Source organism: Citrobacter sp. LJND-P06, from assembly GCF_058188415.1.
On sequence record NZ_CP187317.1, the window covers coordinates 3,191,169 to 3,204,485 of the forward strand.

The 13,317-nt window shown below is 56.3% G+C and carries 10 protein-coding genes; 7 read left to right on the plus strand and 3 right to left on the minus strand.

Annotated features, from left to right (window positions below; all coding sequences use genetic code 11):
* Positions 1-178 precede the first annotated feature (178 nt).
* On the plus strand, positions 179-1,660 hold the full coding sequence (gene dtpD / locus ACO7SM_RS15265; protein WP_490468241.1) for a dipeptide permease DtpD: 1,482 nt from the start codon (positions 179-181) through the stop codon (positions 1,658-1,660).
* Between the two features lie 45 nt (positions 1,661-1,705).
* Here dtpD and phrB read toward each other — a convergent pair whose 3' ends face one another.
* The 3 genes from phrB to ACO7SM_RS15280 form a co-directional block, all read right to left on the minus strand.
* The gene (phrB, locus tag ACO7SM_RS15270) at positions 1,706-3,130 is read right to left on the minus strand and encodes a deoxyribodipyrimidine photo-lyase (RefSeq protein WP_490468242.1); all 1,425 of its coding nucleotides are present in this window, start codon (positions 3,128-3,130) and stop codon (positions 1,706-1,708) included.
* A 24-nt stretch (positions 3,131-3,154) separates the two neighbouring features.
* Complete coding sequence (locus ACO7SM_RS15275) at positions 3,155-4,111, minus strand: YbgA family protein (protein WP_490468243.1); 957 nt, start codon at positions 4,109-4,111, stop codon at positions 3,155-3,157.
* A 796-nt stretch (positions 4,112-4,907) separates the two neighbouring features.
* Positions 4,908-5,114, minus strand: coding sequence for a YbfA family protein (locus ACO7SM_RS15280; protein ID WP_162382539.1), 207 nt, complete (start codon positions 5,112-5,114; stop codon positions 4,908-4,910).
* A 311-nt stretch (positions 5,115-5,425) separates the two neighbouring features.
* Between ACO7SM_RS15280 and kdpF the strand changes: the two genes are divergently transcribed.
* Genes kdpF through kdpE form a run of 6 tightly spaced genes read left to right on the plus strand, consistent with a single transcriptional unit; the run spans position 5,426 to position 13,211 of the window.
* The gene (kdpF, locus tag ACO7SM_RS15285) at positions 5,426-5,515 is read left to right on the plus strand and encodes a K(+)-transporting ATPase subunit F (RefSeq protein WP_162382540.1); all 90 of its coding nucleotides are present in this window, start codon (positions 5,426-5,428) and stop codon (positions 5,513-5,515) included.
* Entirely contained in the window at positions 5,515-7,194 is a 1,680-nt protein-coding gene (kdpA, locus tag ACO7SM_RS15290; protein ID WP_490468244.1) for a potassium-transporting ATPase subunit KdpA, read from the plus strand. The genes kdpF and kdpA overlap by 1 nt, the downstream gene beginning before the upstream one ends.
* Positions 7,195-7,214: 20 nt before the next feature.
* Positions 7,215-9,263 (plus strand): potassium-transporting ATPase subunit KdpB, encoded by a 2,049-nt coding sequence (gene kdpB, locus ACO7SM_RS15295; protein WP_490468245.1) that lies wholly within the window; start codon positions 7,215-7,217, stop codon positions 9,261-9,263.
* 8 nt (positions 9,264-9,271) lie between these two features.
* Positions 9,272-9,847 (plus strand): potassium-transporting ATPase subunit KdpC, encoded by a 576-nt coding sequence (kdpC, locus tag ACO7SM_RS15300; protein WP_490468246.1) that lies wholly within the window; start codon positions 9,272-9,274, stop codon positions 9,845-9,847.
* A 5-nt stretch (positions 9,848-9,852) separates the two neighbouring features.
* Positions 9,853-12,537 (plus strand): two-component system sensor histidine kinase KdpD, encoded by a 2,685-nt coding sequence (gene kdpD / locus ACO7SM_RS15305; protein ID WP_490468247.1) that lies wholly within the window; start codon positions 9,853-9,855, stop codon positions 12,535-12,537.
* The gene (gene kdpE / locus ACO7SM_RS15310) at positions 12,534-13,211 is read left to right on the plus strand and encodes a two-component system response regulator KdpE (protein WP_490468248.1); all 678 of its coding nucleotides are present in this window, start codon (positions 12,534-12,536) and stop codon (positions 13,209-13,211) included. Before kdpD ends, kdpE begins: the two co-directional genes overlap by 4 nt.
* Positions 13,212-13,317: the final 106 nt, after the last annotated feature.

Here is a 13,317-nt window from a genome sequence, read left to right on the forward strand (position 1 = left end):
CAACCGCGCCATTTTAAGACAAAATTTGCTTACCCCCACCCGCTCCACTTCATGTATATTTATGCAATCAGACAGCATATTGCAAAAATAATCAGATCTGTATCGACTTTATGATGTTAAGGAAACCCAATCACGTCGCGCATGTATCATGCGATGTGGCATCCACGCCGGAAATATAATGAATAAAAAATCATATCAACCACGCGCCATTTACTACGTTGTCGCGCTGCAAATTTGGGAATACTTCAGTTTTTACGGTATGCGTGCCCTGCTGATCCTGTATCTCACCAATCAGCTTAAGTACGACGATAATCACGCCTACGCGTTGTTCAGCGCCTACTGCTCTCTGGTGTATGTCACCCCTATTCTGGGGGGATATCTGGCAGATAACGTCCTCGGCAACCGGATGGCGGTGATGCTGGGCGCACTATTAATGGCCATTGGACATCTGGTTCTCGGCGCCAGCGAAATGGCCCCGACGTTCCTCTATCTGTCGCTGGCGATTATCGTCTGCGGTTATGGCCTGTTTAAATCCAATATCAGTTGTCTGTTGGGCGAGTTATACACGTCAGACGATCCGCGCCGTGACGGCGGTTTTTCTTTACTCTACGCCGCTGGCAATGTCGGTTCGATCGTCGCGCCCATCGCCTGTGGCTATGTGCAGCAAGAGTACAGTTGGGCCATGGGTTTTGCGCTGGCGGCTATCGGTATGCTGGCGGGGCTGGTTATTTTCATGTGCGGCAATCGTCATTTCTCGCAGACCACCGGGGTGAATAAAGCGGTTCTGTGCGCCAAAAACGCCGGGCTGCCAAACTGGGCCTGGCTGCTGGTATTACTGGTGACAACGCCGCTGCTGATCGCCGTATTATTCTGGAAGGAATGGGCCGTTTACGCGCTGATTGTGGCAACCGTGATAGGTCTGAGTGTTCTGGCGAGAATTTACCGCCAGGCGCAAAATCAGAAACAGCGCAAAGAGCTGAAGCTGATTGTAACCCTGACCTTTTTCAGTCTCCTGTTCTGGGCATTTGCTCAGCAGGGCGGCAGTTCTATCAGTCTGTACATCGACCGCTTTGTGAATCGGGATATTTTCGGTTATTCGGTACCGACGGCCATGTTCCAGTCGGTGAACGCGTTCGCCGTCATGCTGTGCGGCGTGGTGCTGGCCTGGCTGGTCAAAGAGAGTATCACCGGCAACCGTACGGTACGAATCTGGGGTAAGTTCGCGCTGGGTCTGGGTTTGATGAGCGCCGGTTTCTGCATTCTGACGCTCAGCGCGCGCTGGTCTGCCACTTACGGTTACTCTTCTATGCCGCTGATGGTCTTCGGTCTGGCGGTGATGGGGTTTGCTGAACTGTTTATTGACCCGGTGGCGATGTCGCAGATTACGCGGATTGAAATCCCTGGCGTGACCGGCGTATTGACCGGCATTTATATGCTGCTTTCCGGGGCCATCGCCAACTATCTGGCCGGCGTGATTGCCGACCAGACTTCACAAGGTGCGTTCGACGCAACGGGGGCTATCAACTATTCCATCAATACCTATATTGATGTTTTCAGTGAGATAACCTGGGGCGCATTCGCCTGTGTCGGCCTGGTGATGCTGATTTGGCTGTATCAGGCGCTTAAATTCAAAAATCGCCCTGTGGCGCTGGAATCCTGAGAACAGGATGCCCGATGGGTTACGCCTGTCGGGCATCGCACTCTGCTACGCGCCGCCTTTTCGCGCCGCGTCATACGCCGCCAGCGTTTCTAATCGCGCCTGTTTGTGATCCACAATCGGGTGCGGGTAATCCAGCGTAACACCGTCTTTCTGCGCCCACGTCCAGGGCGTGTGGATGGCTTTTCCGGGCACGTTGCGCAATTCCGGCAGCCAGCGGCGAATAAAGTCACCGTCACGGTCAAACTTTTCGCCCTGCGTGGTGGGGTTAAAAATGCGAAAGTACGGCGCGGCATCGGTGCCGGTCGAGGCGGCCCACTGCCAGCCGCCATTGTTGGCGGCAAGATCGCCATCGATAAGCTGTGACATGAAATAGCGCTCCCCTTCCCGCCAGTCAATCAGCAGGTCTTTTACTAAAAAGCTGGCGGTAATCATCCGTAACCGATTGTGCATCCATCCTGTGGCATTGAGCTGGCGCATCGCGGCATCCACGATGGGATAACCCGTTTTCCCGTCCTGCCACGCCTGAAAATGCGCGGCGTTACGTTTCCACTGCACGCGATCGGTCCAGTGAATAAACGGGCGGTGTTGGCACAGCCGCGGATAAAAGGTGATCAAATGCCGATAAAATTCCCGCCAGATAAGCTCATTCAGCCAGACGCTTCCCGCGCCGCCGTCAATGGCCTGCGGTTGTTCCGCCAGTAAGCGATGCAGACACTGACGCGGCGAGAGCCCACCGGTCGCCAGGCTCGCGGATAAACGGCTGGTTCCGTCAAGGGCGGGAAAGTCCCGTAACTGCTCATAGCGTTCCGCCGTTTGCTGGCAAAACTGACGCAACTGCACAATCGCCGCCTTTTCCCCGGCAGGGAACCACGTCGGGTCAAAATCCCGCTGTGGCATGGTCAATGTCAACGGCGTGACGTCGCACGACATCGCCCCGCCGTTACGGCGCTCAGGTGCCGCAACACACGCGGGCATCTCCTCTTTGAGTCGCTTTAGCCAGGCGTTTTTAAAGGGGGTAAACACTTTGTACATCTCGTGATTGCCGGTCATCACCGCGCCGGGCGGCAATATCACGCTGTCATCAAATCCTTCACAAACCACCTGGCTTAGCGCGCGCTCTAGCGCAGCATCACGCTGGCGTTCATTCACTTCATATTGATAGTTGTAAAACAGATGGCTGACGCCATGTTGCTGGCATACCTCAGAAACCACGCCGACGCTGGCCGCGAAATCATCCACTTCACGAAACAGCAGCGGGATGCCTTTCTCCGCCAGCGCGATTTGCAACGCGTTGAGTTGGGCATTTACCAACGCCGCCTGACGCGGGGACATGTCGTGCGCCGCCCACTGGGTCGGGGTAGAGATGAACAGTGCCAGCACCTGCGCCGAACGATCCCGGCAGGCGGCAGCTAAAGCAAGATTATCATGCAGACGTAAATCGCGACGAAACCAGACCAGATGGGTGGTCATAACACTCCTGAATCAGTAATACGTTTAGCTTCCGTAGCGCAAACGCAGGGCCTCTGGCCAGGGATCAAAGTAACGTTGTCCGGAGAGGTAGGCATCCGGATACTCCGCCATATAGTGTTTGAGTAACGTGATCGGTGCAAGCAGCGGTTGCGTCGCGCGGCGATACCCCTCGATAAGCGCAGTCAGTTCCTGACGTTGACGGGGGTTCAATTGCTTACGGAAATATCCCTGAACATGCATCAGGACATTGGTGTGATTACGCCGGGTGGCGGGGTGCGAGAGTAGCGTCATCAGCCGCAGGCGATACTCAGCAAAATACACGTCCAGATCCGGCCACGCATGGATGGCCGCCACAAAACGCCCCAACTCCCGATACTCCGGCTGTGAATGCGCCAGCAGCAGCAGTTTGTAGCGGCTGTGATAGCCCAACAGCGCCGCGCGGGTCAGTCCTTGCTGGCGAATGTCATTCAGTTCATGCAGCGCATAAATGCGCTCGACAAAGTTTTCACGAAGTTGCGGATCGTGCAGCCGCCCGTCTTCTTCCACCGGCAGCCACGGAAAGGTTTCCATTAAAATCGAGGTGTAGATCCCGCGCCCGGCTTTACGGTTGTTTTTGCCGTCAGCATCGTAGACACGTACGCGCTCCATCCCGCAACTGGGCGATTTGGCGCAAACGATATATCCGCACAAATGTTCGAATCCGGCAATACGCGCATGGCTGAACGTGGTCATGGCATCGGTCAGATCCCCTTCCCGCTTATCGCTAAAGCGTAGCGCGAAGGCACCGCCTTCATTTTTTACCAGTCGCAATGCGGGTCTGGGTACAGGCAGGCCGACAGCCATTTCCGGGCAAACCGCTTCAAAATGAACCCAGGGGGATAACGTTTCAACGGCAAATGCCAGTCGTTTATGCCCGCCATCAAAGCGAACCGCGTCGCCTAATAAACAGGCGCTGATGCCGACAGGGATTTTCTCACTCATCACAGCTCCTTTTTCGTGCCTGTAATAAGTGTAGACATAAGCGCCGCCACATTGCGGGGGTAACGCGGGTTAACTAAGGAATGAGGGAGCACTTGTCACTCTGGTGAAGGGTGACGTTCACCTTATGACCACTGCTTCTCTGAAGCCACACTCCCTGTGAACGTGCAAGGGAGGCTCGCCGCCGCCTCCCTTGCAACCCTGGCTCCCGGCGGGAAAATCGTCGCTTCGCGATATATTCGCCTTATTCCGTCTGCCTGTCGGGTCGGGGTCGAGCCTGCGTCCCTGCAGGCCGTCCCCTCCGCCCGCGTCCCTGCGGGCGGCCCCGGTCAGCCGTCAACGTCTCATCGATTTTCGAGCCGGACCGTGGTGTCGCTTCAGCCTTCCGACTTTCAGTAATTTCCGTTTGGCTGTTTAAACAACAACGCAGGTGGTCAGGTATGGGGAGAGTCCGGCCGAAAATTGCCGACGTGTTTCCGTAAGGCCGGGGGAACCCGCAGGGATGCGGGTTCAGGGCGCGTTTTACAGGGACGTTACCTCGCGCCCGACCCGGTAGCCTGGAGGAATAAACGGAGGTACACCGCGAAGCGGCAATTTTCCTGCCGGGAGCCGGGATTGTAAAGGGTGCGGCGATAGCACCCTTTACCCGTTCACGGGACATGAAATGCCAGAGAAGCGAAGAACATGAAGTGAACGGAACACTTCTCAAAATCAGCATGTTGCTTTTTCAGGGTAAATGCCAATCAGTTTCGATTGGCATTACCAGAGCATGTGATGGCTATTATCGAGCGACGATCAATTAATAGAAATCGCAGGTGGCTTTTTCAGCCTGATCCATCCACACCGGCTTATCGCTGGTTTTCGACCAGACGCGATGCAGATAGCTATAAAAACGGGCACGGTCTTTCCAGAACAACATCACCGGCAGCGCCAGTACACCAGCCACAACGGCAAAAGTACGGCGTAACAAGACAATGTGTGCAGGATATTCTTTATAGAGTTCCATACTTTTCTCCCCTTTATCTGGCCGGTGAAACGCACCGGAAAAATGAACTTGGTTAACTGATGAAAATAGTATCGCCTTTCGTGTAATTTTACTACTCATCCGACCACTTATTTTTAGCTATTTGCGCTTTATTTACCTTCACTACCGTAATTAAGTTACAAGAAAGTTAAATTAAAACTAACCATTAGTTAAATAATGGTCTTTTTCATTTTTATACTTTTTTTATACCCGCCCCCCGGATTTTTGCGAAATCTTTGCAACCAAAAACCTACCCTCTGGATATCAAAACAAAATGCCACGGGAGGTGCTCTGTGAGTACAGGCGTGATAATCGGCATCGGGCTGGTTTTCTTGTTATTGGTTTATCTGGTGTATGCCTTGATTAATGCGGAGGCATTCTGATGGCCGCTTCAGGATTTTTACTCATTGCCAGCTTTTTACTGGTGCTGTTTGTGGTCGCCAGGCCTTTAGGGTCTGGACTGGCCAGGCTTATCAATAATACGCCGCTACCGGGTGTGGGCGGCGTCGAACGCCTGCTCTGGCGTGGCCTGGGAATCCAGACCGAAGAGATGAACTGGCAGCGCTATTTGCTGGCTCTCCTCATGCTGAATTTACTGGGTCTGGCAGTGTTGTTTTTGATGCTGCTTGGGCAAAACCTGCTGCCGTTTAACCCACAGCAACTGCCGGGCCTCTCCTGGCATCTGGCGCTTAATACGGCGGTCAGTTTTGTCACCAATACCAACTGGCAGTCTTACAGTGGGGAGACGACCCTGAGCTACTTCAGTCAGATGGTCGGGCTTACGGTACAGAACTTCCTCTCCGCGGCGACCGGTATTGCGGTTGTCTTCGCGCTGATCCGCGCCTTTATGCGCCAGAACATCAGTACGCTGGGCAATGCCTGGATGGATCTGGTTCGCATTACGTTGTGGATACTGCTGCCTGTTTCGCTGCTCATTGCGCTGTTTTTTGTTCAGCAAGGCACACTGCAAACCCTCTCCGCTTATCAGCCGTTCGTCACCCTCGAAGGGGTACAACAGATCCTGCCGATGGGCCCGGTGGCCTCGCAGGAGGCGATAAAAGTGCTCGGCACTAACGGAGGCGGGTTCTTCAATGCCAACTCATCACACCCGTTTGAGAACCCCACGGCGCTGACCAATATGGTACAGATGCTGGCGATCTTTTTGATCCCCACCGCGTTGTGTTTTGCGTTTGGTGATGCCGTGGGCGATCGCCGACAGGGGCGCACTCTGCTGTGGGCGATGTCGCTGATTTTTGTGGTCTGCGTCGCGGTAGTGATGTGGGCAGAAGTCCAGGGCAATCCCCATTTGTTGGCGCTGGGCGCGGACAGCAGCATCAACATGGAAGGCAAAGAGAGTCGCTTTGGGATCCTGGTCAGCAGCCTGTATGCGGTGGTGACGACAGCGGCATCCTGCGGCGCGGTCGTTGCCATGCACGACTCCTTCACCGCACTGGGCGGTATGGTGCCGATGTGGCTGATGCAGATTGGCGAAGTGGTCTTCGGCGGTGTTGGCTCGGGTCTCTACGGCATGTTGCTGTTTGTTCTGCTGGCGGTGTTTATCGCCGGGCTGATGATTGGCCGTACGCCGGAGTATTTGGGTAAGAAAATCGACGTGCGCGAAATGAAAATGACCGCACTGGCGATTCTGGTCACGCCCACGCTGGTTCTGCTCGGCACTGCACTCGCCATGATGACGGACGCCGGACGCAGCGCCATGCTAAACCCGGGCCCGCACGGTTTCAGCGAAGTGCTGTATGCCGTCTCGTCCGCCGCAAACAATAACGGTAGCGCTTTCGCTGGCCTGAGCGCCAACTCCCCTTTCTGGAACTGCCTGCTGGCGTTCTGCATGTTTGTTGGTCGGTTCGGCGTCATTATTCCGGTGATGGCGATTGCCGGGTCGCTGGTGAGTAAAAAAATCCAGCCCGCCAGCCCCGGCACATTACCCACGCACGGCGCGTTATTTGTCGGGTTGCTGATAGGTACGGTGCTGCTGGTCGGCGCGTTGACCTTTATTCCTGCCCTGGCGCTTGGCCCGGTGGCAGAACACCTCTCTTTACGTTGAGCGATGTGGAGCACATTGTTATGAGTCGCAAACAACTGGCGCTGTTCGAACCCTCCCTGGTCGCTCAGGCGCTTCTCGATGCCGTGAAAAAGTTAAATCCTCACGCACAATGGCGCAACCCGGTGATGTTCATCGTCTGGATTGGCAGTCTGTTGACCACTCTGATTACGGTGGCCATCGCCACCGGACATATGCCGGGCAATCCGCTGTTTACGGGCGCTATCAGCCTGTGGCTGTGGGTGACGGTGCTGTTCGCCAATTTCGCCGAAGCGCTGGCAGAAGGACGCAGCAAAGCCCAGGCCAATAGCCTGAAAGGCGTTAAAAAAACGGCGTTTGCCCGCAAACTGCGCGAACCGAAATATGGCGCAAAAATGGATCACGTCCCGGCGGATGAACTGCGTAAAGGCGACATTGTGCTGGTAGAAGCAGGCGACATTATCCCCTGCGACGGTGAGGTTATCGAAGGCGGCGCGTCGGTGGACGAAAGCGCCATCACCGGGGAGTCCGCGCCGGTTATCCGTGAGTCTGGCGGCGATTTCGCCTCGGTGACCGGCGGGACGCGTATTCTTTCCGACTGGCTGGTTATTGAATGCAGCGTCAACCCCGGCGAGACGTTCCTTGACCGGATGATCGCGATGGTTGAAGGCGCACAGCGGCGCAAAACGCCCAACGAAATTGCGCTCACCATCCTGCTGATTGCGCTGACCATCGTCTTTTTACTGGCGACGGCGACCCTGTGGCCCTTTACCGTCTGGGGCGGAAACGCGGTCAGCGTGACGGTACTGGTCGCCCTGCTGGTGTGCCTGATCCCCACCACCATCGGTGGGCTCCTTTCGGCAATCGGGGTGGCGGGGATGAGCCGAATGCTGGGGGCGAATGTGATAGCCACCAGCGGTCGTGCGGTGGAAGCCGCCGGTGACGTGGATGTCTTGCTGTTGGATAAAACCGGCACCATTACCCTCGGCAACCGTCAGGCCTCCGATTTTCTGCCCGCCCAGGGGGTCGACGAAAAAACGCTGGCCGACGCCGCACAGCTTTCTTCGCTGGCAGACGAAACCCCGGAAGGTCGCAGTATCGTCATCCTCGCCAAACAGCGTTTTAATCTGCGCGTGCGTGACGTTCAGTCATTGCATGCCACCTTTGTGCCGTTTACCGCCCAAAGCCGCATGAGCGGGATCAATATTGATAACCGGATGATTCGTAAAGGCTCGGTGGATGCGATTCGTCGCCACGTTGAAGCCAACGGCGGTCAGTTCCCTGCTGATGTCGAACAAAAAGTGGATAACGTCGCCCGCCAGGGCGCCACGCCGCTGGTGGTCGTCGAAGGCGCCCGCGTGCTCGGCGTGATTGCGCTGAAAGATATCGTCAAAGGGGGAATCAAAGAACGCTTCGCCCAGTTGCGTAAAATGGGTATCAAAACGGTGATGATCACCGGTGACAACCGGCTGACGGCGGCGGCGATTGCGGCAGAAGCCGGTGTTGATGACTTTCTCGCGGAAGCCACGCCGGAAGCGAAACTGGCGCTGATCCGCCAGTACCAGGCGGAAGGGCGTCTGGTGGCGATGACCGGAGATGGCACCAACGATGCCCCCGCGCTGGCCCAGGCCGACGTGGCGGTGGCGATGAACTCGGGCACCCAGGCAGCGAAAGAAGCGGGCAACATGGTGGATCTGGACTCGAACCCCACCAAGCTGATTGAAGTGGTTCACATCGGTAAACAGATGCTGATGACGCGCGGTTCGCTGACCACGTTCAGTATCGCCAATGACGTGGCGAAGTATTTCGCGATTATTCCGGCGGCCTTTGCAACGACCTATCCGCAGTTGAATGCCCTGAACGTGATGCACCTGCATTCGCCGGATTCCGCGATCCTCAGTGCGGTCATTTTTAACGCGCTGGTCATTGTGTTTCTGATCCCGCTGGCGCTGAAAGGCGTGAGCTACAAACCGTTATCCGCGTCAGCCATGCTGCGCCGCAACTTGTGGATTTATGGTCTGGGCGGTCTTGTTGTGCCGTTTATCGGCATCAAGGTGATTGATTTACTGCTGACCCTGCTGGGTCTGGTGTGAGGTTTCTGATGACTGGTTTTCGTCCTGCATTATCTACGTTTCTGTTTCTGACGGTTATCACCGGCGGCGTTTATCCGTTGCTGACGACCACCCTGAGCCAGTGGTGGTTCCCTGACCAGGCCAACGGTTCGCTCATTCGCGAAGGTAACAGCGTGCGCGGTTCCGCGCTGATAGGCCAGGCATTTACCCGCGACGGTTATTTTCAGGGTCGTCCGTCCGCCACGGCTGAAATGCCCTATAATCCAATGGCTTCGGGTGGCAGCAATCTGGCTGTCAGTAATCCTGAGCTGGATAAACAACTGCAGAGCCGTATTGCCGCGTTGCGCGCCGCCAATCCAGAGGCCAGCCCAACGGTGCCGGTGGAACTGGTGACCGCCTCCGCCAGCGGCCTCGACAACAATCTGACGCCCGCCGCGGTGGCCTGGCAGATCCCGCGCGTCGCGAAAGCGCGTCAGCTCTCCGTTGAAGAGGTGGCGCAACAGGTTGCAAAATATACGCAAAAACCGCGGGTCAGCTTTATTGGGCAACCGGTGGTAAACATTGTTGAACTCAACCTGGCGCTGGATGCGTCACAGGGGCACTAAGCGACATGAACGACGAACCCTTGCGTCCTGACCCGGATCGCCTGCTGGAGCAGACCAGCGCCCCCCATCGGGGAAAGCTGAAAATATTTTTCGGTGCCTGTGCGGGCGTCGGCAAAACATGGGCGATGCTGGCAGAAGCGCAGCGGCTACGGGCGCAAGGGCTGGATATTTTAATCGGCGTGGTGGAAACCCACGGACGCAAAGAAACCGCCGCGCTGCTGGAGGGGCTCGCCATCCTCCCGCTCAAACGCCATGCGCATCGTGGACGGCATATCAACGAATTTGATCTCGATGCCGCCCTTGCCCGCCGTCCGGCGCTGATCCTGATGGATGAACTGGCCCACAGCAACGCGCCAGGCTCACGTCATCCCCGTCGCTGGCAGGATATTGAAGAGCTGCTCGAAGCGGGGATCGACGTTTTTACCACCGTGAACGTGCAGCATCTGGAAAGCCTGAACGACGTCGTCAGCGGCGTGACGGGGATTCACGTGCGTGAAACCGTCCCCGATCCATTCTTTGATGCGGCCGACGAAGTGGTGCTGGTCGACCTCCCTCCTGACGATCTTCGCCAGCGCCTCAACGAAGGGAAAGTCTATATCGCCGGTCAGGCAGAACGGGCTATCGAGCATTTCTTTCGCAAAGGGAATCTGATTGCCCTGCGTGAACTGGCGCTGCGCCGTACCGCCGATCGGGTAGACGACCAGATGCGAGCATGGCGCGACCGTCAGGGGGAAGAAAAAGTCTGGCATACCCGCGACGCCATACTGCTGTGCATCGGACATAATACCGGCAGCGAAAAACTGGTACGCGCGGCGGCCCGACTGGCCTCGCGACTTGGCAGCATCTGGCACGCGGTGTATGTGGAAACGCCCGCGCTGCACCAGTTACCGGAAAAACAACGCCGGGCGATCCTCAGCGCGCTGCGACTGGCCCAGGAGCTGGGCGCTGAAACCGCCACCCTTTCCGACCCTGCTGAAGAGAAAGCCGTCGTGCGTTATGCCAGAGAACATAATCTCGGCAAAATCGTCATGGGACGCCCCACCACACGCCGCTGGTGGCGCAGCGATTCCTTTGCCGAGCGGCTGGCAAAACGCGCACCGGATCTTGATCAGGTCATTGTTGCGCTGGATGAACCGCCCGCCCGCACGCTGACGCACGCCCCCGACACCCGCGCCTTTAAAGACAAGTGGCGGGTACAAATTCAGGGTTGCATCGTTGCCGCCGCACTCTGTGCCTTCACCACCCTTATTGCCATGCAGTGGCTGGTGGCCTTCGACGCCGCGAATCTGGTGATGCTGTATCTGCTGGGTGTGGTCGTGATCGCCCTCTTTTACGGTCGCTGGCCGTCGGTAGTGGCGACCGTGATTAACGTGGTCAGTTTCGACCTCTTTTTTATTGCGCCCCGCGGCACCCTCGCCGTTTCGGACGTACAGTATCTGCTGACCTTTGCCGTGATGTTAACGGTCGGTTTGGTGATTGGGAATCTGACGGCCGGGGTGCGTTATCAGGCGCGCGTCGCCCGCTACCGGGAACAACGCACCCGCCATCTTTACGAAATGTCGAAAGCGCTGGCGGTCGGGCGTAGCAGGCTGGATATCGCGACCACCAGCGAGCAGTTTATCGCCTCCACATTTCAGGCGCGCAGCCAGCTTTTACTGCCCGATGAAAACGGCAAGCTGAGGCCCCTGACGCAGCAGCAGGGCCTCACGCCCTGGGATGACGCGATCGCCCAGTGGAGCTTTGATAAGGGTCAACGTGCCGGTGCGGGAACTGACACCCTGCCCGGCGTTCCGTATCAGATCCTGCCCTTAAAAAGTGCGGATAAAACGCACGGTCTGGTGGTTGTCGAGCCGGACAACCTTCGTCAGTTGATGATCCCCGAGCAGCAGCGTCTGTTGGAAACATTTACTCTGCTGGTCGCCAGCGCCCTTGAACGTCTGATGCTCACGACCAGTGAAGAACTGGCCCGGCTCGCCAGCGAACGCGAAAGCCTGCGTAATGCTCTGCTCGCCGCGCTTTCTCACGATTTACGCACGCCGCTGACCGTGCTGTTTGGTCAGGCGGAAATCCTGACGCTCGATCTGGCGAGCGAAGGATCATCCCATGCCCGCCAGGCCAATGAGATCCGCCAGCATGTGCTCAACACCACGCGGCTGGTCAATAATCTGCTGGATATGGCGCGCATTCAGTCTGGTGGGTTTAATCTTAAGAAGGAGTGGCTGACACTGGAAGAGGTGGTGGGCAGCGCCCTGCAAATGCTGGAGCCGGGGTTAGCGCATCCGATCAATCTTTCGCTACCGGAACCGCTAACGCTTATTCACGTAGACGGCCCGCTGTTTGAACGCGTGCTGATCAATTTACTGGAAAATGCGGTTAAATACGCGGGCGCACAGGCAACCATCGGCATTGATGCCCATATTGAGGAGGATCACCTGACTCTGGATGTGTGGGACAATGGCGCTGGCATCCCGCAAGGGCAAGAGCACCGTATTTTTGATAAGTTCGCCCGCGGAAACAAAGAGTCTTCAGTCCCGGGCGTTGGGCTGGGTCTGGCGATTTGCCAGGCGATTGTCGAGGTACACGGCGGCACTATCGCTGCGCATAATCGACCGCAGGGCGGCGCCTGTTTCCGTGTTACACTGCCACAAGAATCGCCCCCTGAACTTGAAGATTTTCATGAGGATATGTGACAAACGTTCTGATTGTTGAAGATGAGCAGGCCATTCGTCGTTTTCTGCGTACCGCGCTGGAAGGCGACGGACTGCGTGTCTATGAAGCCGATACGCTGCAGCGTGGTTTACTGGAAGCCGCCACGCGAAAACCCGACCTTATCATTCTCGATCTGGGTTTACCGGATGGCGACGGCATTGATTTTATTCGCGATCTGCGCCAATGGAGCGTTATTCCCGTCATCGTGCTTTCTGCCCGCAGTGAAGAGAGCGACAAAATCGCCGCGCTGGATGCCGGCGCCGATGATTATCTGAGTAAACCCTTTGGTATTGGCGAGCTGCAGGCGCGTTTACGTGTCGCTTTACGTCGTCATTCCGCCAGCCCGTCTCCCGATCCGGTGGTCTGTTTTTCTGACGTGAAGGTGGATCTGACCGCAAGACTTGTGCATCGCGGTGAAGAAGAGATCCACCTGACCCCCATTGAATTTCGCCTGCTGGCGGTGATGTTAAATAACGCGGGCAAAGTATTAACTCAACGCCAGTTATTGAATCAGGTTTGGGGGCCGAATGCCGTCGAACATAGCCACTATCTGCGTATTTATATGGGGCATTTACGTCAGAAGCTGGAGCAGGATCCCGCCCGCCCTCGCCACTTTATTACCGAGACGGGAATCGGCTATCGGTTTATGCCATAATTAGTTCTTCATTTTTTTTAATGAACTCATTATTTAATTTCAGAAAGTATTTTCGCAAAAAAGATTATTTACGAACCCCATCCATTTGTTTTAATAATAACAAAAA